Consider the following 22905-nt stretch of genomic DNA (forward strand, 5'->3'; position numbering starts at 1 on the left):
TGTTTTATTCTTTTCTACTCAGTAGAATATAGCGCTTCTGTAATCCTTTTCCCTTTCGGTGCTCTTGAGCCTGCCTTTTTATACTCCTTTGCATCCGAAGAAGCTGTTTTTGCTTCAAATTCAAACTGAAATTGTGCTTTCTCCAAATCCCATTTCAAATAGGCATCAAATGTCTTGTCACCTTTTTTAAAGCCTTTCATTAATCCGGTTTTTCCTTCTTCCATCAGTTTTTTTACATTGGTGGCAGACAATGATTTACCAAGTAATTTTTTCGGCAGAGTAATTTTACAACCAGTTTTGTTATACTGATCGCACCCATAGAAATTTCCTTTATCTACAATAGAGCCTTTACAGCCAGCACATATCGCTACCTTTTTACCTACAGTAAACTTGGATGCTTGCTTAGGCATTGTCTCAATATCCATGCCTGTAAAATCCCATGTAGTAGATTGCTCTGTAGCATCCTGAACAATCTTATGAGCAAGTTTTTTGACTTGCTCCATAAACTCCTGCGCAGAAGCCTGTCCCTGTCCAATTTCTGCTAACCGTTGTTCCCAGCGAGCCGTCATCTCTGGAGAGGCGAGGATCTTATCTCCAATGGCATCAATTAAAAGGCTCCCCTTCTCTAAGGCAAATACTTGGTTTTTCTTCACCTCGATATACTTTCGATCTTTTAACATTGTAATAATACCAGCTCGTGTAGCTTCGGTACCTAGTCCCTCCGTTTTAGACAAGACTTTTTCCCACTCACTATTCTCTAAATGCTTACCTGCGGTCTTCATTAGCGTAATTAACTGGCCCTCTGTATAGCGTTTAGGCGGTTGCGTTTTTCCCGCTTTAACTTTTACACGACTTACCTTCCCTATTTCATCCTTTTCAACAGGTGGTAGGAGTTTTTCTTCGTCTTTATCCTTATCGTCCTCTTCTTGACCTTGAAATAAAACCGTTCGCCAGCCTGCTTGTACTTGGCATTTCCCTTTACTTATAAATGTTGCTCGCCCATCCACTAAAGTGGTAATGGTGGTATAGTCAAAAATCGCCGGCTCATAATGGGCAGCAATCAGACGGCGTGCCACTAAATCATAGATATGGCGTTCGTCAGCAGAGAGCTTGTCCAACTGGGGCACTTGCTCCGTAGGAATAATGGCGTAGTGGTCCGTCACTTTCTTCTCATTCACATAGCGTTTGTTATTCGCTACTGATTGGATTGGTGTAGGAAAGAATGATTGAAACTCCTTCTTTTTAGAGAGCTTGGACAAAATTTCTGGAAAACTCTTGGCTTCTCCCGGCGTAACAAAGCTGGAGTCGGAACGCGGATAGGACAAAAATCCCTTCAAATATAATTGCTGAGCTACATCCAACGTCTTTTTAGGCGAAAACTTAAAAATCTTATTAGCGGTTGCCTGTAAGGAGGAAAGATTAAATAGGAAAGGTGGTAAAAATTCCTTGCGTTCTTTCTTGACCTCCTGTACACTAGCAGGCTTTTTCTCACAGAATTGAGCTATGCGAATAGCCATTTGCTCATCAAATAGGCGGGACTCTCCGTCCTTTTGCCAAATACCTTCATATTTCTTACCTTCTATGTTAAAAGAAGCCATCACTTCCCAAAATGGCTCGGATTTGAAATTGGCAATCTCTTTCTCTCTTTTGACAACGAGCGCTAGAGTAGGTGTTTGTACACGTCCTGCAGAAAACACATCCGAAACACCCTTTTGCTTAAAAAGGATCGTATAAATCCTAGAAGCATTCATACCAATTAGCCAGTCTGCACAGGAGCGACTGTACGCTTCATAATATAGATTACGCGTGTGTGATTCATCTAATAATTGCTCAAAGCCTTCCACAATTGCACGGTCCGTTAAGGAAGAAATCCATAGTCTTTTCATTGGTTTTTTTACACCAGCAAGCTCTATAGCCGTACGGATAATGAGTTCACCCTCACGCCCTGCGTCCCCCGCATGGATAATTTCTGTGACATCTGTGCGTTTTAGCAATTGTTTAATAATCGTAAATTGCTTGGCCTTTGATCTCATTACCTGATAGCGAAATCGTTCCGGTATCATAGGCAGTGTCTGTATGCTCCATTTTTTCCACGTAGGATTGTATTCTTCGGGTGGAACTAATTCGCAAATATGACCTACAGCCCAAGTCACCAATGCTCCCTTTGGAAATAAGCGATGGGGAGCGATTTCAATATATCCTTGTTGTTTTTTATGTGTAAATGGGCCCGAGAGCTTTGAGGCCTGATCAGGTTTTTCAGCAATAATGACTTTCATGTAAATGACTCCCTTTTATCAATAGCTTTATTCTTCTGATCTAGTAAAAAAACTGTTTTCTAGTTTACCGTGTTTTGCCCGCTTATACAATCTTGTGTAGGAGGAATCCTTGTGGTTTAAGGTCATACTTGCTTAATGTATCCCCCAGCTCAGTGATATTTGTTATAATGAAAAGAAGCAACCATCTTAGCAAGAAGCGGGGGAAATGAAATGAAACGTGTTCAAGTGCTGATCGCAGGCGCTGGGATGGCAGGTATTTCCACTGCAATTTGGTGCAAACGGCTTGGGCTTTCTTGCCTCGTAATAGAAAAAAGCGATACGCTTGGTGGCCAAATTCACTATATTCATAATCGCATTTGGGACCTCCCCCCCAAACTATATGCAAATGGAGAGGAATTGCTGACCGACTTGCGTGAAAGTGTGCAGGTGTTACAAATACCAATTCACTACCAAGAAAGCCTGCGTAGCATTGATTATCAAACAAAAATTATACATACAGAACAAACCTCGTATCAAGCGGATTATGTAGTCGTTGCCACAGGAGTGAGTCCTGTTCATTTGCCGCAGCTTGCAGATGTCCCTACCCATGTGCTAGGACCAGAGTTTTCTACATCCTCGGAGGCTCATTTATTAGATCAAAAGGATATTCTGGTTATTGGCGGTGGCGATCGTGCATTAGAAAGTGTTTGTAATCTGTCAGCTTACGCGCGTCATATTTGGCTTGCCGTCCGTAATCATCAGTTTCGTGGCAGACAGGAATGGGTGCAAAAAGCCACTTCATTACCTAACGTGACCATTTGGATGGAAACGGAAGTAAAAGCAACGCAATCGGAAGGCTATAGATGCTCTGTTCACTTACAAACGAATCAGAAAGAGACTCGCCGCTTGCAAGTGGACTGGATTTTACCTCGTATTGGTATCGCTGCTAACAGTATGTCAGTGGCCGAATTAGTGGATAAAATGGGCGGATTTTTAACAGTTGATGAGCATTTGCGTACTTCTCATGAATGGGTATACGCCATTGGTGACATTACAAATGGAAGTGATTATGCTAGTCTTTCACTTGCCATCGGTCAGGCTATGAAAACCGCAAAACACATTGCTTTACATGCCAAGGAGGCCTAATATGGACAATTTTTACGATACGACAGGCGTACCCATGACGTTAAGCTTTGATCCAGCGGAATTTCGGGAGGAACAGGCTAAGCACGTCCTCGTTTTTCCTTTTTATCAAGGCAAGCTTTTATTCACCATCCATACTAAACGAGGGTATGAGCTTCCTGGAGGGAAAGTAGAACCAGGTGAATCAAGCATTGCTGCGGCCATTAGAGAGACATATGAAGAGACAGGCTATCACTTATCCTCCATCATTAAAATCGGTCAGTATACGGTCGGAGATTCGATTGTCAAAGATATTTATGTAGCGGAAGCGGAACGACAGGTCGCTACTATTATAGAAGGATCGGTTGGTGGGGCATTTCTCGCTAATGAACTTCCAACTGCCGAGGAGTTGCGCTCAGATGGACGGTATAGTGCTTTTTTAAAAGATGAGGTCTATCCACTGACCATCGCTCGATTACGTGACTTAGGCTACATCGCAAAAATCTGAGCTGAACGTCTTTTAAGGACAGGCTTAGTCACCTTGTCCCTTTTGTGTTAAAATGTAGTTACTTGCATATGGTAATATAGAAAAAGCCGTGAGTGTTGCCGCACTCACAGCCCTCTACAATAGTTGGTTCCCTTCGGTGGATCAGCTCATCAGCAATAGACAAGAAATGACCTCCTGTGCTTTGTGCACAGCATGAGGTCATTTCTTTTTCAGGTAGGTTAACAAAGCTAATAAGAACATCCCAAACATGAACATCAGGGACAGCGCTTGATAAACCTCCATGTTCTCACCCCCTTCTGGCGTATCTTATCTAGGGGTGAGCCGACCACTTTTGAGTTCATAGGCTATTGTAGTAAGGAAAATTATAACATATCCCCATCACAACAGGATTACATTTCTTCGTATTTTGTGAGGAAATTTATTTTTGCGTAATTTTTGTCAGGATTGGCATGAATTTTAATAAAATCAAATCAATGTGATAAAACACCAGACTAGGGGCAACACCAAAAGCTAATAAGGATAAGAATGGTAGTTCAAGCTTTTTAAAAAATATAAGCTCCATCAGAAGTGAAACAAACAAACCACCAAGTGCATAAACCACAAGGCTTGACAGGTAAGAAGATTGTTTCTCCACTCGAGCAAGTCCCACCACCCAATCGAACACAAATGAGCTGAACAGTCCGAATGTGATAAATAACAAAAGTACGATTGAATAAATGGATTCAAATCTTAACACCATAGTACGAGATGGGTCAGCTGATTGACCTTGAATTAGCTCATTTATAAAAGTAAATAAGAATGCATAGATAAATGCCGATAGACAGGCAACTATTACTCTCCTGACCAATAACACATACATCACCTCTACAGACCTGAAATGTGAATATGTAACGTGTTTTTTCCCTTTCATCTTAACATCCAGCTTTCTAAAAAACAGTAAATTTTACGAATATTTTCTACAACCTTCCACTTCCCAATTCAGGAATAGCCTATAGATACAAAAAAGCAGGAGCTGCCCCCCAGCCGTTTACGACTGTTGAGCTAGCTCCTGTTTTCGTTGAGAGAATTCCTGTTTAATCTCTGTTAACACAGCCTCATTCGTCAGTAAAGTAAAACCTGTCAAAGCCAATACCTTAGCACCAACGATCAGTGCTGCGTCACCCTCCGAGGATTTGGCAGCTTCACGAAACGCATCTGTATGGCAAACCAGCTCTTCTGATCCAATTTTAATGTATGGATGAATGGTTGGGACCACATAACTGATGTTTCCTGCATCTGTAGAACCTAGTCCCGCCTGATGACGAGTATCGACCCTATAACCAAACCGTTCCATTTGCGCTTGAAACACTCCATCGAATGTTCGATTTAACACCATATCATCTACTTCATTTTGAAAAGCGATAATATTGACTGTCGCGCCTGTCATAGATGCCGCTCCTTGAGCGATGTGCTTGATGCGTTCCGTCACTTCCAAGCATCTGCGACGCGTAGCTGCACGGATATAAAACCTAGCCTTAGCATATTCAGGTACAATATTAGGTGCGTCACCACCATGGGTAATAATTCCATGAATGCGAACATCCGCAGTCACATGCTGACGTAGGGCATTGATCCCATTGAACAATTGAATGACTGCATCTAGTGCGTTAATTCCTTCTTCTGGTGCAGCCGCTGCGTGAGCCGCCTTCCCGATAAATTCAAAATCAAGAGGGATGACAGCAAGAGTTGTCCCCGTAATGCGATTGTGGCTAAATGGGTGCACCATCATACATGCGTCAATTCCTGTCAGCAAGTGATGTTTAACAAAGCTACCTTTTGCACTACCGTTTGGACCGCCCTCCTCTGCCGGCGTTCCTAGCACTACAACCTCTCCCCCAGTCTCTTGAAGGGTTTCACCCAACGCAATGGCTGCAAGCACACTTGTTGTACCGATAATATTATGTCCACACGCATGACCTAGGCCTGGTAGAGCATCATATTCAGCTAAATAACCAATAGTAGGTCCTGTTTTCTGCCCTAACTTTTTACGTGCAAGAAAAGCTGTAGCATGACCAGCCACCCCTTTTTCTATCTGAAAGCCCGCCTCTTCCAATAAAGTAGTTAACAACCCTTGCGCATACACTTCCTCATTGCCAATCTCTGGATGCTCATGAATGGCATGACTAACAGAAATAAATTGCTGCTTGTTTTGTTCTACGTAGGTAATAATTCTATTTTCCAACTCTGACTGAGTTACATTCGTCCCCACTTGGATGCCCTTTGTCTGATCTACTGTCATAATAATCCACCTGCTTCATTTTGCTTATTTTTCTACACGTTCATACACCACTTCGCCATTGATAAATGTCTTTTCTACTTTGTTTTGTATTTGAAACGGATGTCCACTCCAAATAACCACATCAGCATCTTTCCCAACCTCCAAAGAGCCAACACGGTCTTCTACACCCAGATGTTGGGCAGCATGAAGTGTGATGGCTTGCCATGCTAACGCTTCATCCAAACCATCGCTTACAGCGTGAGCTACACTCGTCACTAAGTACTCAATTCCTACCACAGGATGATCTGTGGTAATGCTAAAAGGTACACCTGCTTCTGCTAAGGCAAGGTGTGTATGGAAGCCTTTATCTGCTAGTTCAATTTTGGACCGCGAGGAAAGAGTAGGTCCCACGGAAACGCGAACCCCTTTTTCGAGTAAGAAATCCGTGATTTTATGCCCTTCTGTGCAATGCTCTATTGTGATTTCAATATCAAATTCCTCCGCTAAACGAAGTGCTGTTACAATATCATCAGCACGATGAGCATGAGCACGTAGGGGAATCTCTCGCTTCAACACCTTTACTAGATTTTCTAGGCCTAAATCTCGTTTCACGGCTTCTCCTTTTTCTTTAGATTCCAAATATTCTTTCGCTTTGATAAATTCTTGTCGGAACAATGCAGCAGTCCCCATCCGCGTAACAGGTGCCTTGTCTTTAGCGCCAAAGACACGCTTGGGATTTTCACCGAAAGCTGCTTTCATTCCAGACGGCTCTCGCACAATCATTTGATCTACAATCGTACCAGCCGTCTTGAGGACAACCATCTCGCCACCAATTACATTAGCGCTACCTGGCATGGATTGAACAGTTGTTACACCTGCTTTTCGAGCCTCAAGAAAACCTCTTTCAAAAGGATTAATTCCATCTAATGCTCTCACATAAGGTGTCACTGGGGAGCTCGTCTCATTATAGTCATGCCCTTCCCTTCCGATACCTTCCTCATGGACACCAAGATGGGTATGTACATCAATGATTCCTGGTGTAACATACTTACCTTCTGCGTTGATGGTAACTACCTCTTTATATTGATTTTTTATCTGATTGATTTGCTCTGCAACCTCTTCTGTTGTACCTACCGCCTTAATTTTGCCTTCTGCCAATAAAATGGTACCTGAATCAATTTGCTGTCCATCACCCAAGATGATTGTTGCGTTCGTAATGATAGTTACTGTTGCTGACATATGTATACTCCCCTTTTCACATTAAAATTTTTACTCCATTTTTACTATATGGTGTCATGACAACTGGATGCCAGCCCAAATCAGAGACAGAATGATCAGAAGCATTCCTACCGCTAACAGGAGCACCATCAGTTGTCTTGCTCGTTTTCTTTTCCATTCTTGCAGGTTTGTATCCTCTGCAAGCTGTGCATCAATTTGCTGAAGTGCCTTGGATTTTTTAAATAAGGTGCTACCTAATAGGTAAAATCCCTTCATAAACGTAGCAAAAAAATTGGTTAACCATACATAAATAATCGCTCCTCCCAGCACCAGGAGTAAGCCTGTTAGAAACATCGTATCCATAATTGTATCCATAGCAATTCTCCTTTACTGGTGAACCCTCTTACTTTCCTGATGCTCTTATGAACCAAGCTGGTGTTATATAGCGTAGTGACTTTGCAGCATGTGATTTTATTCAAAAAAGGGTCCGCTCCTCTTGAGGCAGGAGCAGACCTAAGATTTGTCAGGTATACGTATAGAAACAATTTACTACAAACTAGCCCTACTTGTTACTCTGCTACTTTTTTAGCCCAACGCAAGTCTGGAGTCTTATACACGCTGTATGTTACATCCTTCAATGCTTTGGTATTCAAATAGTTTTGTGAATAGAAGAAGAGTGGAAGCACAGGCAAGTCTTGCATGAAAATATCTTCAGCCTCATGTAAGTATTGATTACGCTTTGCTTCATCTTGCTCCACTTTTGCTTTTTCCATTAACGCGTCAAATTTCGGATTTACCCATTTGGCTTGATTATTCGGACTCTCGCCTAAATAGTAATCGAGCATTGCAACAGGATCAAGGAAAGAACCAATCCAGCCCATACGAGCCATTTGGAAGTTACTTTGTTTGTAGGTATCAATGTACGTTTTCCACTCTTGGTTTTCCAGCTTCACATCGACGCCAAGATTAGTTGTAAACATTTGTTGTAGGGCTTCCGCTACCTTTTTATGGTTTTGCGCATTGTTGTACTTCAATGTGACCGTAGGCAGTTTACTCCATCCCTCTTCCTTCATCCCTTCAGCTAATAGCGTCTTCGCTTCGGTTGGATCAAACGTGAAATAGGTTGGCTTTTCTCCACGGAAGTCAGTACCGGCTGTTTTAACACCCTGTGGCACATAAGCATATGCTGGTGTCTCACCTGCTTTCGTCACATTTTTCGTCAATTGATCACGATCAACAGCCAAGGCAAATGCGCGACGGATTTTAGCATTGGTAAACGGCTCCTGTGTCACATTAAAAGTATACAAATAAGTTCCGAATTTAGGTAAACTTACATATTCTTCATTATTCTTTTCTTGGTCGATAGCATCGATCGGCAACGTATCAATGATATCTAGCTCACCTGTTTTGTACATTTGGTAGTAAGTAGTTGCATCTGGCACCATTTTAAAATTCAGTGTATCCATACTGATAGTAGCTTTGTTCCAATAGGATTCACTCTTTGTCAGTGTTAATTGACTGTCATGTTCCCAACTAGCTAATTTATAAGCTCCATTGGATACTAGTGTACTTGCTTCTGCTACCCAATTTTTATTTCCTTCTATAACCTTTTGATTTACGGGAAAGTAGACATTGTTCATCATTACTTTTGGGAAATAGGAAGTAGGTGCGTTCAGCTCCACTACCAGTGTTTTATCGTCAGTAGCTTTTACTTTGACATCTTCTACTTTCCCTTCCCCTTTATTATAAGCCTCTGCACCTTTTATGTAGTACAAATAAAATGCATTAGTAGCTCCCGTCTCTTTATTTAAGACACGTTTCCAGGAATATTCATAGTCCTTGGCTGTAACAGCATCACCATTTGACCACTTGGCGTCGTCACGAATGGTGAATGTATAAGTTTTTCCGTCTGGAGAAATCTCTACTTTTTTAGCAGCCCCTTCTACCACATTTCCTTCTTTATCAAAGGCATATAGTCCCTCATAAAGATGATCGATAATCCAAAAAGATTTCGTATCCGTAGCAATAGCAGGATCAAGTGAGTATGGCTCACCTGCCAAATTGGCTGTCAATTCTTGTTTAACACTTGCTCCTGATTCAGGCGTACCTGCTGTACCTGTTTGATTTCCACAAGCAGTCAAAGTGGGTACTAGGAATAATAGCATAGCTAACGCTGGCGATAATAGCTTTTTCAATGATGGTTCCTCCTCGTCTATCTCTCTCTTTTCTTAATGGTGCAAGTAGCAAGCCGTCCAGTGATCCGGCTTCACCTCCCTCCACTCTGGTTTGGCTTCTCTACAGATCGGCATTGCATCTGGACATCTGGTTGAAAACGGGCATCCGATCGGTGGTTGCAACGGACTTGGTAACTCGCCTGTTAACACGATACGTTCTTTCTTTGCCTTTTCTGTTGTAGATGACACTGGAATCGCTGACAACAATGCTTGTGTGTATGGATGAAGTGGCTCGTGAAATAATGTCTCACTATCTGCAACCTCCATCATTTGACCTAAATACATAACACCGATCCGATCGCTGATATGCTTCACCATCGCCAAATCATGTGCGATGAATAGATAGGTAAGTCCTTGTTCCTGTTGTAAATCTTCTAATAAATTGACAATCTGTGCCTGAATGGAAACATCTAAGGCGGAGATAGGTTCGTCTGCCACAATAAAAGTAGGCTCTACTGCTAATGCCCGGGCTATCCCGATTCGCTGTCTTTGGCCCCCACTAAATTCGTGAGGATATCGTTTTGCATGTTCTGGTCGCAAGCCCACCTTTTCTAACAGCTCATAGATACGCTCTGTACGTTTTGCTCCTTTCGCAATGCCATAGGCGTCCATTCCCTCTCCGATTATGTCACCCACTCGCATACGTGGATTTAAGGAGGAGTATGGGTCCTGAAAAATCATTTGCATATTCCGATTGAATTCACGCTTTTCCTGTCGACTATAGGTTGTAATGTCTTTACCCGCAAAGTGAATTTGTCCATCTGTAGGCTGATACAATCCGACCGCTGTGCGTCCCAGCGTTGATTTCCCACTCCCACTTTCCCCCACCAGACCAAAGGTTTCACCCGCTTTAATGGACAACGTAATGTCATCAACCGATTTCACCGTTTGATCAGAGTCTAAAGAAAAGTATTTTTTTACGTTACGTAGTTCTAATAGAGTTTCGGATTGTTCTCTATCTTCTGTAATCTCTAGGTTTCGTACCATTCTTAAGCCCTCCCTGCTGCTCTGAATTCTTGTTGTCGTGGAGACCTTGGGTCATGTAACCAGCAGCTCGCCTGATGCGTAGATGAAAATGAAGTCGTCTGTGGTAGATGATCCACGCAAATTTCCATCGCATATGGACATCGAGGAGCGAATGGACATCCTTTTGGCGGAGCAAATAAATCTGGCGGAGCCCCATCGATCGGAACTAATCTATGCTTCCCAGCTCGATCCAGCTTTGGTACCGAGTCTAGCAGCCCTTTTGTATACGGATGGCTAGGCGATTCAAATAACTCCTCGGCTGTTCCCGTTTCTACGATTTTACCTGCATACATTACTACAACTCGCTGTGCCATTTCTGCAACGACCCCTAAATCATGAGTAATCATAATGATCGAAGTATTGGTTTTTTGTTGTAATTCAAGCAGTAAATCAAGAATTTGCGCTTGTATAGTCACGTCTAATGCAGTCGTTGGCTCATCAGCGATCAATAGCTGTGGGCTACAGGCAATCGCAATCGCAATTACGACCCGCTGACGCATTCCTCCCGAAAATTCATGCGGGTACTGATGATACCGCTTCTCTGCTTCTGGGATACCCACTTGGCGCAACAGATCGATCGTCTTTTGCTGTGCCTCTTGTAGGGATAGACCTTCGTGCTTTACGAGGCCCTCTGCGATTTGCTTGCCGATTTTCATTGTAGGATTTAGTGACGTCATCGGATCTTGAAACACCATACCTATTTTGGAACCTCTGATCTCCTGCAATGCCTTTTTGGACAAACCTGTCATTTCCTGTCCAGCAAAGCGAATAGAGCCTTCCGTTCTAATACCATTTCCTTCCTTTATCATCCCCATGATTGCCTGTGCTGTAACTGATTTGCCACAGCCACTCTCACCAACGATGGCTACCACCTCTCCTTTATCCACATAAAACGAAATCCCACGAACAGCCTTAACCTCACCGCCATATGTCTTAAAACCAACTTGCAGCTCATTTATCTCTAGCAAATGTTTCATGATTATCCCTCCCCTCTATTTTTTATTTTTAGGATCAAGTGCATCTTGTAAGCCATCTCCGAAAGCATTAAAAGCAAACATGGTTAGTGAAATAAATAATCCCGGGAAAAACAGTCTCCACCACTGACCATTTAAAATAACCCCAATACCATCGTTAGCCATTGTTCCCCAGCTAGCACTAGGTGCTTGTACTCCTAAACCTAGAAAACTTAAAAACGATTCAGCAAAGATAGCCTGTGGTATCGTAAAGGTCAGGTTCACTATGATAATTCCTAAAGCATTGGGCAACAGATGCTTCCAAATAATTTTGACGTGGGAGGTTCCTAGTTTTTCTGCTGCTAGGACAAATTCTTGCTGTTTTAGCTGCAATACTTGACCACGTACTAAGCGAGCCATACCAACCCAACCTGTCACGGAAAGCGCAATAATGATAGTAGATAACCCTGGTTCTAAGACCACCATCAATAAAATGACAACCAACAAATAAGGAATGCCATACAAAACCTCGACAATACGCATTAGGAAGCTGTCAATTCGATCCCCTACCTTGCCGCGTCCTGCCATATAACCGGAGACTCCCCCCACTGCTACACCAATCAATAAATCGATGGTTGCTGCTATACAACCGATAAAGAGAGAAATCTGTCCACCTGCCCAGGTACGTGCCCACATATCACGTCCCAAATCATCTGTTCCGAACCAATGAGTGTCGGAAGGCTTGAGATTTCCAAGCATCAAATCTTGCTTCTCTGGACTAAAAGCTACAAGATGAGGACCGATCAATGAAAGCATAACCACAAGAATCAATAAGCTAAAACCAAGCATCGCTAGCTTGTTTTGTATGATTTTTCGCAGTATTTCTTTCCCATAGCTTAAGCTGGGTCGATCAATTCGATTCTCTTCAAAAACTCGCTTATCAACAGGTCGAAAAAGATGATCTTGTTCAGAATGGAATGAAGATTGCGCCATCTGTTAGTCCCCCTTGCTCGTTAGCTTAATTCTTGGGTCCACCAGTCGATAAGACACATCGATCAAAAACAACGACAAGATCAGGACCGTGCTATAAAAAACAGTTGTTCCCATTACAACTGGATAATCACGATTAAAGATGCCATCTACGAAATACTTGCCAATACCTGGGATAGCAAAAATTTTCTCAACCACAAACGTACCTGTAATCAGCGCTGCAAACAACGGCCCGATAAATGTCAAAACAGGTATCAATGCATTACGAATTCCGTGCTTTACCACTATCGCAAACGTAGGTAAGCCTTTTGCCTCTGCCGTCTTCATGTAATTCTGACTAAAGACTTCAAGCATACTAGCACGGACAAATCGGGCGATGATAGCCATTGGACCGACCGCCAACGTAACAGACGGCAGGATTGAGTGTTTCCACGATCCCCAGGAGGCAGCCGGCAAGAGCTTCCACTCAACCGCAACCAATTTGATTAGCAGTGGAGCCAAAATGAAGCTTGGGACAGAAATCCCAATGATAGCGATAAACATCGAAACGTAATCTAGCCATTTGTTATGATAAAGAGCTGCGATTATTCCTAAGGAAATACCAAACGATAAGGCTAAGAATAACGATTGTAATCCTAGCGTAGCCGATACAGGAAATCCTGAAGCAATCAATGCGTTTACATCACGTGATTTTGATTGTATAGATGGTCCTAAATCAAACAGCGCCAAATCCTTTAGATATAACAAATATTGTTGGGCAATTGGTTTATCCAGATTATATTTTTCTCGCATATTTTGGACTACATCTGCTGGTAGCATTTGCGAATCAGTAGCAAACGGATCACCCGGTATCAGTTGCATAATGATAAAGGTTAGTGTCACGATAATCCATAATGTAATCAGCATGGTACATATTCTTTTTAACAGATACATGCCTAGTTTCCCCCGCTTCTCTCTAATGCCTTATTTTTATATCGGAATACTTGGTTATATGCTTGTAAGGATACATTTTTCCCTCTGCTATCGCCCTTTGCTATTTGTATTTCCGTATTTTATGTGAAAAACGTATGCAAAAAAGCCCTTCTCTCTAAGAAGAAGGGCTTCATGTATAAGTATGTGCCATTCTTCTTATCTCTCAGAAATACTTCTGCTGGATTTAGCACCTTTTGAATGAATCAAGGTTGCCGGGTTTCATAGGGCCAGTCCCTCCACCGCTCTTGATAAGAAGTTGTATAAAGTTATCGGATCAATTTATAAATTATCATATCATCGTTACTAGGAATGTCAATAGAATCACGTCAGTTTTTACATTTGTTTATTTATGTTAGTAGTAATTTTTTTATATACAATATCTTAGAAACAAAAAAACCCCCACATCTGGAGGCTAAAATCACCTATTTCGATTTCTCTTTTTCTTTTTTGGTAAGCAGCTTCTCAAATAGATCTGTCGGGTCCAATCCCAGTTCTTTTTTTAACTGCCCCTGTTTTTGTTCTTCTTTTGTTTCCTCCCGCATTTCTAACAACACCGTAATCTCATCCAAAGCCTTTTGATCCACTAAGCTCTTGTCCTTTGAGGAGGTTTCGCTCTCGCTGTTAGAACCTGCTGATTCTGTCGAAGCGCCCGTTTTCCTAACTGCTGAAGACTCTTTTTTTGCAGTTCCTTCCTCCGTAGCTCCTTGAGAATTGGTGTCTTTTTGTGGCGTGATAGTAAAAAATGCAATTATAGCGAATAGTAACGTGACGGAAGCAATCGAATAAAACATGACACCCGTCGAAAATCCCAACAACCATGTAAAAATCGGCGGCCCCAGCGCTACTCCAATAAAGCGGACACCATTATACAAAGACGTAATCATTCCACGCTCTGTCTTTGTAACCGCCCCAATGATCATCGAATTGAGGCACGGTAGAATCATTCCTGTTCCCACGCTACCAAATACAAGAATCCCAATTAAGAAATAAACGTTAGAAACAAAGCTTGCCCCAACATAGGAGATGGTAAGTAAGAGCATCCCTGCAATAATAAAGTAGCGCATCACAGTTAATCTCTTTTTAATAATAGTCCCTGTGATAAATGCCATTATACTCATAGCCAGCAAGGGAATAGCTAAAAAAGCACCTTTTAACACACCATCAATCTGATAGGTCTCTTCCAGTAAATCGGATAGATAAAAAAGCACACCAAATAACGTAGACAAGCATATGCTACCAATAAAAAAGGCTGGGATTAACCATTTTCCATTTTGTTTAAATACCTTGCCAATCGAACCAAGATACTCTTTAACTGACTTAGGCTGCTTATTTTGTTTCTTTTCTTTTACTAATAACAAAAATATAGTTAGTACCACAGCACAAATGACCGGAAATGCCAAAAAAACTGCATACCATGTCCATAAAGCGAATAAAGAGCCTAAAATTGGACTTAGCACTTTACCCAATCCGTTAGAGGTTTCCAATAATCCAAGCGCTTTACTTTCGGATGCACCATCAAATAAGTCTCCTACTAACGCCATGGCAATAGGCGATGTTCCCGCCGCACCTATCCCCTGTAATACCCTGCCTAAAATAATCAACCAATAGGGATTGGTTAACCATAATGACGCTAACCCAGCAAGCAATCCGCCTGCTCCATATAACGTTAAAGCAATTGTTATAACCACTTTGCGATTGAATCGGTCAGATAGATAACCCGCCAGTGGAATAATGATCCCGGCAGCAATAGAAAAAGCTGTAATTAAAAAGCTGGTTTGAAAAGTAGTTAGGTGTAATTGTGTTTTCATTGTTGGTAATATGGGAATTAACATCGAATTGCCAAGTACCATAACCAGCGGAACACCTGTTAATCCTATGAGGTTTTTCGTGTTATTTTGCGCTTGAGCCATCATACGTCCTCTTTTCTTAAACGATCAACGTAATCATGAAATGATAACTTAGGCCTGATATATACTACCATCCCAGCTATAGTGGGCTAGGATATCCGTATCGATCTCTATACCAAGTCCCACTCCTTTTGGCAACGTAACCACTCCTTGATGTGGTGAGAGAGGAATTAATTGGGTAAAAGGGTTCTCCATAATATCCCACTCAACAGGTTCTATTTCATCTCCTGTCATCTTGCTCCATGCAGGCAGGCAAGCCTGCGCAAATAATGCATGCAACCGTGTTAAGGCACCATCAAATACATGTGGAGAAACACGATAGCCAAAACTACGTACGGTTACTAGCGTATGACGATACCCGTCGATCCCATCCTCATGCATCGGGTCAGGTTGGGCAATATCAATCGCTCCGATCTGGCATAGGTTGTGAAAAGCTTTTACATTTAAGATATTTTCTCCACCTGCTAATGGAATAGGTAGCTTAGACCGCAATAAAACATAATCATGTAGGCGATCCATGGGCATGGGCTCCTCTAGCCACAACAAATTTCCCCATTTTGAAAAAAGTTGCTGCCATGCTCCTACACTAGCCACGTCATAGCTCTGATTTGCATCCAGGGCAAAAGACATTTGGGAGTCGAGCTTAGCCATTAAGAGTTGTACGTGAGCTTGATCCTCTTTGATTGTTCTCCCACCAATTTTAATTTTAGCCATCTGAAAACCATCTAGTAAGGCCTGTTCCACTTGTTTATAAGATTGCTGTTCCCAGTAAGGTGTATCCCGATACGATTGTAGCGAAGCATAGACGGGTATTGTGTCACGCCACATCCCTCCATATAGATCGCATATGGGTAGTCCCCCACTCTTACTCACAATCTCCATCAAGGCCATACTAACGGCGGTAGCAGCTCGTTGATGCCACTTTTTCACAACTGTGACCAGTTTATTTCGATCCGTTGCCTGCTTGCCAATTAAGTAAGGAATGATTCGTTTGCGAAAGCCTACTTCCAGCGTAGGTAGCCAATCAATACATTCTCCCCAGCCTTCCAAACCAGAGCATGTCACAATTTTAATCATGTAACAGGAACGATACTTTTTGTAGCCATTTGCATCGCCATAAGGCTCACGTAACCTGTGGAGGCAGGGGTATGTTTCAATCCGCTCTATAATCAACTAAATACCTCCATCTTACAAGTTGCTAAGATCATCATCCGCTTCCTGCTTGGCCAAGTCGTCTAAATACTGGTCATACGATACGACTAAACCTTTTCCCTCGTTTTGATCCATGTAACGATCATACGTACGGCTCCGCATAAAATGAACACTGTCTGGTCCATGATAGCCATACATATCGGTGTAGCCTATCTGTTCCACGGCTTCTACATAACCATCAGCTTCATCTGACTCAATATACATCTGGTTATAATCTGTTTTATCCGTGTCTTGAAAAGAAAAGGGAGTACTAGAGGTTCCCCATGACTCAACAATCTGCCATGCATCTTCCCCATCAAAGAAATTCGCTTCTTTTTCATCCATCGAAGTTCGTCCAAAGGCTGGTTCCATAAACTGCTCCTCAATTGGACGTTGATTGTTTACAGCAGGAGCTGGGGCATGTTCTTTGCATGTAAGTGCTTGTGGTAATGCTTCTAATCTTTCGGTTGGAATTTCTTTTCCACAGACTGTACAAATTCCATATGTCCCCGCATTTATACGCTCTAGTGCTTGATCTATTTCGCCTAATGTTTCGCGATCCAGTTGGTACAAGGCGATATCTTTTTCCCGCTCAAATAATTCAGAAGCAACATCGGCAGGATGATTATCATAAGTGGAAAGCTCAGAGGTAGTTTCACCCATAGCGCTTTTCATGCCATAGTGATCGTTTTCCTCTAAACGTTTTGTTATGCTCTCCTTCTCATCAAGGAGTCTCTCCTTTGCATGAGCCAGCATCTGTTTATTCATCTGGGCACCATCCTAACTTAAAAGTGTAGAGCTCTCTCGTTTTGGTAGTATGCCCCACAAAAAAACGTTCTTACTAGGGAATTTTTTTCCCTAACAAGAACGTTCTTTGTAAAATCAATAAAATTGGTATTTGTAACGAATTATCCTAGTAAATTTACTCGGTTACATGTGAAAAATGTTCGTCAACAATCGTAGCACAACGCTCGCATGTAGATGGGTGCGATTCCACTGTTCCTACGTCTTCTTTCACGACACGGCAACGTTCACACTTTCCACCTTCAGCCGCAAGTACAACTACGGAAATACCTTCTAGTTTAGCAGCCTCCGCAGGTGCTTCTGTACCAGCTTCATGCATTTCAATATCTGCTACGATAAATAGATCTGCTAAATATTCCATATCCATAAGCGTTTGATATACTTCTTGCGTGTGTGGGTAAAGAACTAATTTAGCATCAACGGAATTACCAAATACTTTGTTGCGGCGTGCTTCTTCCATCGCTTTTAACACTTCATCGCGAATTTCTAAGAAAGTCGTCCATTTTGTCTGCTCTTCTGCACTGAATAAATGTTGCTCATTTGCTTCTGGCATATCGGTAAGCTGTACACTTTCCTCCGTTACGCCTGGAATAAAACGCCATACCTCATCTGCTGTATGCGGGATGATTGGTGACAACAATTTCACTAGATCAAGCAAGATATCATACATAACGGTTTGTGCTGCACGGCGCTCTTCACCATTTGGTGCTTCTACATATAAACGATCTTTAGAGATGTCCATATAGAAAGAAGAAAGCTCGATCGTGCAGAAGTTATGCACAGTTTGATATACAGTATGGAATTGATATTCATCGTATGCTTTGCGTGTACGTTTTACCATTTCTGCCGCTTTTGCCAACATAAAGCGATCTAACTCAGGCAAGCGATCGTACTCTACACGATCCTTCGCTGGATCAAAGCCAGCCAAGTTACCAAGCAAGAAGCGGAATGTATTACGGATTTTACGATATACCTCTGCATTCTGAGCAAGAATCGCATCAGAAATACGGTGGTCTGATTGATAGTCAACAGAGGAAACCCACAGGCGTAAAATATCAGCACCCAGCTTGTCTGTTACTTCTTTTGGAACAATCGTATTCCCAAGTGATTTAGACATCTTACGTCCTTCACCATCTAATGTGAAACCATGGCTTAGGATGCTTTTATATGGTGCCTTACCATGAACAGCTACCGAAGTGGATAGAGAAGAGTTAAACCAACCACGATATTGGTCAGAACCCTCTAAATACAAATCAGCAGGCCAGCTTAGATTGTCACGTTGACGCAATACTGCTTCATGTGAGGAACCTGAATCAAACCAAACGTCCATGATATCTGTTTCTTTACGGAATTCTTTGCAACCGCACTTGCAAGTCAATCCAGCTGGGATTAGCTCAGAGGCTTCACGAGCAAACCACACACCAGAGCCTTCTTTAGCAAACAAGTTAGCGATATGATCAATAGTTTGTTCATTGATGATCGGTTCGTTGCATGTTTTACAATAGAAGATTGGGATTGGCACTCCCCAAACACGCTGACGAGAGATGCACCAGTCATTACGATCCGCCACCATGTTAGCAAGACGTGTTTCGCCCCAATGTGGAGTCCATTTTACATCTTTAATAGCTTGTAGCATTTGGCTACGGAAGCCTTCTACAGACGCGAACCATTGTTCTGTCGCACGGAAAATGATTGGTTTTTTCGTACGCCAGTCATGTGGATAGGAATGAGTGATGAAGCTTAATTTTAACAAAGCTCCGTTTTCTTTCAGTTTTTCAGATACCACTTTGTTGGCATCTTCATAGAACAGACCTTCGAAGCCCGGTGCTTCTTTTGTCAGCTTTCCTTCATGATCAACTGGGCATAGTACTTCGATATTGTATTTCTTAGCAACGTTAAAGTCATCTTCCCCGTGTCCTGGGGCAGTATGAACACAACCTGTACCAGCGTCTAATGTAACGTGATCACCCAAAATTACTGGAGAAGTACGCTCATAGAATGGATGATGTGTTTCAATTCCTTCTAAATCAGAACCTTTAAAGGTTTGTACAGCTTCCACTTGCTCCCAACCAATTTCTTTGGTTACGGATTCTACTAGACCAGAAGCTACTAGATATTTATTTCCATCTGCAACCACTACACTATATTCCAAATCAGGATTTAGCGAGATAGCCTTATTGGCTGGCAGAGTCCAAGGAGTAGTTGTCCAGATGATAACACCAGTGTCTTGATCTAATTTACCTTTTCCATCACCCACCATGAAACGCACGTAGATAGATGCAGAACGTTTGTCGTAGTATTCGATTTCTGCATCAGCTAAGGCTGTTTCAGAAGATGGAGACCAATATACACAACGCAGACCTTTGTAAATATAACCTTTTGTAGCCATGGCACCAAACACTCGAATTTGGGCCGCTTCATATTCAGGTAGCAGAGTTACATAAGGGTTTTCCCAATCGCCACGAATACCCAAACGTTTAAATTGATCGCGTTGTTTTTCTACATAGCTCCACGCATATTCTTCACAACGTTTACGAAAATCGTTAACTTCGATGTTACGACGATCTAATTTCTGTGCATTTACAATTGCTTGTTCAATCGGTAGACCATGTGTATCCCAACCAGGAACATACGGCGCATAAAAACCAGCCATTGATTTGTAGCGTACGATAATATCCTTTAATGTTTTATTTAAAGAATGACCAATATGGATATCTCCGTTCGCGTAAGGAGGGCCATCATGTAGAATAAAGCTTGGGCGATCCTTAGTACGCTCCAAAACTTGTTTATAGATGTCCATTTCTTCCCATCTTGCTTCTACCTCTGGCTCACGAACTGGCAGATTTCCACGCATTGGAAATTCGGTTTTTGGCAGGTTAAGCGTCTTTCCATAATCGATACTCATCTGTATTCACTCCTTGATTATAGTTACGATACCAGTTTTATTGACGGGTGATTACAGGCTATTTAGCATATACAGCTATTTTTTCCAACAAAAAAAGCCTTTCTAATCCCCGTAGGGACGAGAAAAGCTTCCCGTGGTACCACCCTAATAAACATGATATGGCAAGATGACCCGCCTTTTTCATGTCCACTCATTTCATTCGTAACGTGAATGTAACGCTCACCTACTCACATCATGCTAGACGCTTTCAGGTTTGAACTCCTGGGTGATTTTCGAGGGTCAGCTCCGTCCAGGCTTTCACCACCGCCTGGCTCTCTGTTACGGATTTTGGCACCTTTACTATCCCAATCATCGTTGTTTGGTATATGGGTAAAAACTGAATAAAAACTTGCTATACATTATAATTCCATCTTTAACAGAACGTCAATGCTTTATTCCGTTCGTTATCCTTCATAGGAAGAATCCATTTTTTGCAAATCGTCCCAATCGCCATTCTCTATCATTTCCAATTGTGCTTCAAGCAATGTACGAAAACGCATGCGATAGACAGAAGCGCGTTTTTTCAGCTCTTCAATCTCAATTGCTACCTTGCGTGATTTAGCCAAGGCTTCATTGATAATTCGATCGGCATTCTTTTCAGCTTCTTTTAAGATCAACTGCGACTCTTTACGCGCATTGTTTCTCACTTCTTCTGCTGTTTCTTGAGCAACTAGAATTGATTTGCTCAAATTCTCTTCTAAGTTCTTATAATGGTCCAAACGCTCCGTTAATAGCGACATACGCTCTTCAATTTCCCTTTTTTCCTTGATCATAAGCTCGAAGTCTTTTATGATTTGGTCCAAGAACTCATTGACTTCATCCACATTATAACCGCGGAAACCGGAACTAAATTCCTTGTTATGTATATCAAGAGGCGTTAATGGCATAGACAGTTCCTCACTTTCCCCGTTTTCTTATGTTGGCAAGTTACCCCATATTTTCGACAGTTTCTATAAAAATTCCTGCCATGACTCGGGAAAAAATGCGAGAAATCATGAAAAAATAAAAGCTGTCAGACGTAAGCGACCACTTTTAGTCGGGCCAGTTACCTCTGTAATTTCAAAACGCCCAAAGCCACCAAGCGAAATCATATCACCTTGATTAATATTATGCGAGGGGTCTTCGACGACTTTATGATTCACTTTGCATTTCCCAGCACGAATTGGAAGCAACGCCTTTGCTCGTGAAAGGTTACACACCTCTCCAATAATGGCATCCAGTCGGGCAGATAGCACGGTGAAGGTCTTGTTTGTTCCCTTTTTCTCAGGTACTTTGAGATCCGCTAAAGGTAGCTCTTGCAAACTAACGGGAATTCGATGGATGTTAGTAACCTGCATTCGTACAAAATCTGCCACTTCTTCGGCTACGACTGTTTGACACGAATCTTCGCCAAGCAAGATATCACCGAATTTTTCCCGTTTTAAGCCTACATGCAATAATGCCCCCATTACATCCCGATGTTCCAATGCAACAAAACGTTGATTCCCCTTAATTTCAAACAATCGCAAGCGAAAATCGACATCCTCAGGTACGATATAGGAAGGGTGTAGTAAAACACGCACCCTCTCTGCACCATCGTATCCACCCGATGCCGATACTTTGACGTCTTGGACTTGTGAAGTTAGACTTTGTAGGATAAAAAGTTGACGTGGATCAAGGAAATCCGTTAAGCGCATGATTTGCCGCTCATCCACTAACCTTAGCATTTCCAACGCCCGTTCTACGAATGGATATTCTTCTTTTTTAAAATGATGGTAAATACTCATCTACTTATCGCTCTCTTTACAAGAACCTACTCAATAGAGAAAATAGGCCCTCTCTAGCAAAATACAATGCAAGCATTGCAACCATCGGAGATAAGTCAATAAAGCCAAGAGGCGGAATGAAACGACGGAAAATAGATAGGTAAGGTTCTACCAATCGTTCCAGCAATTGACCAATAGACGTTTCCCTCATTTGTGGTACCCATGACATAAAGACATAGGCAATTACCATGTAAAAGTAGATTTGAAACGCAAAATTAATAATTGCAACCAATGTATACATCTGTTCACCCCAGTAACTTGATGTCTTACTCTTCTACTATTACGCTTGAAATGGTTCCCTGGATATCTACATGATCAGGCGTACAAACAAAAATTTGTTCCCCTACCTTCTGGATGTCTCCATTCAAGGCATATACCGTTCCACTGAGGAAATCAATAATGCGTTTTGCCTGATCGTTCTCGACACGTTGTAAATTAACTACAACAGGTCTTCTATTTCTCAAACTGTCTGCGATATCCTGTGCATCGCTATAATGACGTGGTTCAAATAGCATGAGCCTAATACCTTCCCGGTCTCTGGCTGCATGTAGGCTCACCACATTACTTCCTGCCGCTGATGATGATTTCTGCCCATTTTTCTTAGGAGGAGCTTCCTGATCACGCTCGTCTTCCACATACTCTTCCACATACTCTTCATTTTCCAGACCAAAAAAATTCATAAGTTTATTCATGACACCCAAATTCCTTCCTCCTCTCCG

Annotated in this window: 21 protein-coding genes, 1 riboswitch and 1 other annotated feature; of the genes, 2 read left to right on the forward strand and 19 right to left on the reverse strand. The window is 42.1% G+C overall.

Annotated elements, in window-relative coordinates; all coding sequences use genetic code 11:
* Positions 1–14: 14 nt before the first annotated feature.
* Entirely contained in the window at positions 15–2276 is a 2262-nt protein-coding gene (locus tag ACQV1I_RS17890) for a DNA topoisomerase III (protein WP_094699501.1), read from the reverse strand.
* A 210-nt stretch (positions 2277–2486) separates the two neighbouring features.
* On the opposite strand from ACQV1I_RS17890, the gene ACQV1I_RS17895 reads away from it, so the two are divergent.
* Both ACQV1I_RS17895 and ACQV1I_RS17900 read left to right on the forward strand, forming a co-directional pair.
* Positions 2487–3401 carry an NAD(P)/FAD-dependent oxidoreductase gene (locus ACQV1I_RS17895; protein WP_116333422.1) on the forward strand — a complete coding sequence of 305 codons (915 nt, stop codon included), beginning with the start codon at positions 2487–2489 and terminating at the stop codon, positions 3399–3401.
* Position 3402: 1 nt separating this feature from the next.
* The gene (locus ACQV1I_RS17900; protein WP_018671827.1) at positions 3403–3885 is read left to right on the forward strand and encodes an NUDIX domain-containing protein; all 483 of its coding nucleotides are present in this window, start codon (positions 3403–3405) and stop codon (positions 3883–3885) included.
* A 198-nt stretch (positions 3886–4083) separates the two neighbouring features.
* On the opposite strand, the gene ACQV1I_RS17905 is transcribed toward ACQV1I_RS17900, so the two are convergent.
* The 18 genes from ACQV1I_RS17905 to ACQV1I_RS17990 all read right to left on the reverse strand — a co-directional run bounded on the left by ACQV1I_RS17905 (position 4084) and on the right by ACQV1I_RS17990 (position 22887).
* Entirely contained in the window at positions 4084–4167 is an 84-nt protein-coding gene (locus ACQV1I_RS17905) for a putative holin-like toxin (protein ID WP_018671828.1), read from the reverse strand.
* A 136-nt stretch (positions 4168–4303) separates the two neighbouring features.
* Positions 4304–4795, reverse strand: a complete 492-nt coding sequence (locus tag ACQV1I_RS17910; RefSeq protein WP_147304247.1) for a hypothetical protein — start codon at positions 4793–4795, stop codon at positions 4304–4306.
* Between the two features lie 117 nt (positions 4796–4912).
* On the reverse strand, positions 4913–6163 hold the full coding sequence (locus ACQV1I_RS17915) for a M20 family metallopeptidase (RefSeq protein WP_116333424.1): 1251 nt from the start codon (positions 6161–6163) through the stop codon (positions 4913–4915).
* A gap of 24 nt (positions 6164–6187) precedes the next feature.
* Complete coding sequence (locus ACQV1I_RS17920) at positions 6188–7381, reverse strand: amidohydrolase (protein ID WP_094699506.1); 1194 nt, start codon at positions 7379–7381, stop codon at positions 6188–6190.
* A 54-nt stretch (positions 7382–7435) separates the two neighbouring features.
* Positions 7436–7735: a DUF3899 domain-containing protein gene (locus ACQV1I_RS17925; RefSeq protein WP_018671832.1), complete on the reverse strand. Its 300-nt coding sequence runs from the start codon at positions 7733–7735 to the stop codon at positions 7436–7438.
* A gap of 194 nt (positions 7736–7929) precedes the next feature.
* Complete coding sequence (locus tag ACQV1I_RS17930; protein ID WP_116333425.1) at positions 7930–9555, reverse strand: peptide ABC transporter substrate-binding protein; 1626 nt, start codon at positions 9553–9555, stop codon at positions 7930–7932.
* Between the two features lie 33 nt (positions 9556–9588).
* Positions 9589–10581 carry an ABC transporter ATP-binding protein gene (locus tag ACQV1I_RS17935; RefSeq protein WP_116333426.1) on the reverse strand — a complete coding sequence of 331 codons (993 nt, stop codon included), beginning with the start codon at positions 10579–10581 and terminating at the stop codon, positions 9589–9591.
* 2 nt (positions 10582–10583) lie between these two features.
* Positions 10584–11597 (reverse strand): ABC transporter ATP-binding protein, encoded by a 1014-nt coding sequence (locus ACQV1I_RS17940; protein ID WP_116333427.1) that lies wholly within the window; start codon positions 11595–11597, stop codon positions 10584–10586.
* A gap of 15 nt (positions 11598–11612) precedes the next feature.
* Entirely contained in the window at positions 11613–12566 is a 954-nt protein-coding gene (locus ACQV1I_RS17945) for an ABC transporter permease (RefSeq protein ID WP_094699510.1), read from the reverse strand.
* A gap of 3 nt (positions 12567–12569) precedes the next feature.
* On the reverse strand, positions 12570–13496 hold the full coding sequence (locus tag ACQV1I_RS17950) for an ABC transporter permease (RefSeq protein ID WP_116333428.1): 927 nt from the start codon (positions 13494–13496) through the stop codon (positions 12570–12572).
* A 192-nt stretch (positions 13497–13688) separates the two neighbouring features.
* A riboswitch (SAM riboswitch) is annotated at positions 13689–13790 on the reverse strand.
* 167 nt (positions 13791–13957) lie between these two features.
* On the reverse strand, positions 13958–15448 hold the full coding sequence (locus ACQV1I_RS17955; RefSeq protein WP_116333429.1) for an MFS transporter: 1491 nt from the start codon (positions 15446–15448) through the stop codon (positions 13958–13960).
* 45 nt (positions 15449–15493) lie between these two features.
* The gene (locus ACQV1I_RS17960) at positions 15494–16615 is read right to left on the reverse strand and encodes a mandelate racemase/muconate lactonizing enzyme family protein (protein WP_094699513.1); all 1122 of its coding nucleotides are present in this window, start codon (positions 16613–16615) and stop codon (positions 15494–15496) included.
* A 15-nt stretch (positions 16616–16630) separates the two neighbouring features.
* On the reverse strand, positions 16631–17401 hold the full coding sequence (locus tag ACQV1I_RS17965; protein ID WP_094699514.1) for a TraR/DksA C4-type zinc finger protein: 771 nt from the start codon (positions 17399–17401) through the stop codon (positions 16631–16633).
* Positions 17402–17555: 154 nt separating this feature from the next.
* Positions 17556–20336, reverse strand: coding sequence for an isoleucine--tRNA ligase (gene ileS / locus ACQV1I_RS17970; protein WP_201747395.1), 2781 nt, complete (start codon positions 20334–20336; stop codon positions 17556–17558).
* A 116-nt stretch (positions 20337–20452) separates the two neighbouring features.
* Positions 20453–20703, reverse strand: a binding site (T-box leader).
* Positions 20704–20785: 82 nt separating this feature from the next.
* Positions 20786–21268 carry a DivIVA domain-containing protein gene (locus tag ACQV1I_RS17975; RefSeq protein ID WP_018671842.1) on the reverse strand — a complete coding sequence of 161 codons (483 nt, stop codon included), beginning with the start codon at positions 21266–21268 and terminating at the stop codon, positions 20786–20788.
* Between the two features lie 105 nt (positions 21269–21373).
* Positions 21374–22147 (reverse strand): RNA-binding protein, encoded by a 774-nt coding sequence (locus ACQV1I_RS17980; RefSeq protein ID WP_094699516.1) that lies wholly within the window; start codon positions 22145–22147, stop codon positions 21374–21376.
* Positions 22148–22163: 16 nt separating this feature from the next.
* Positions 22164–22427: a YggT family protein gene (locus tag ACQV1I_RS17985; RefSeq protein WP_018671844.1), complete on the reverse strand. Its 264-nt coding sequence runs from the start codon at positions 22425–22427 to the stop codon at positions 22164–22166.
* Positions 22428–22452: 25 nt separating this feature from the next.
* Positions 22453–22887: a cell division protein SepF gene (locus tag ACQV1I_RS17990; protein WP_094699517.1), complete on the reverse strand. Its 435-nt coding sequence runs from the start codon at positions 22885–22887 to the stop codon at positions 22453–22455.
* Positions 22888–22905: the final 18 nt, after the last annotated feature.

The organism is Brevibacillus sp. JB24b (assembly GCF_051713385.1).
GTDB lineage: Bacteria > Bacillota > Bacilli > Brevibacillales > Brevibacillaceae > Brevibacillus_B > Brevibacillus_B laterosporus.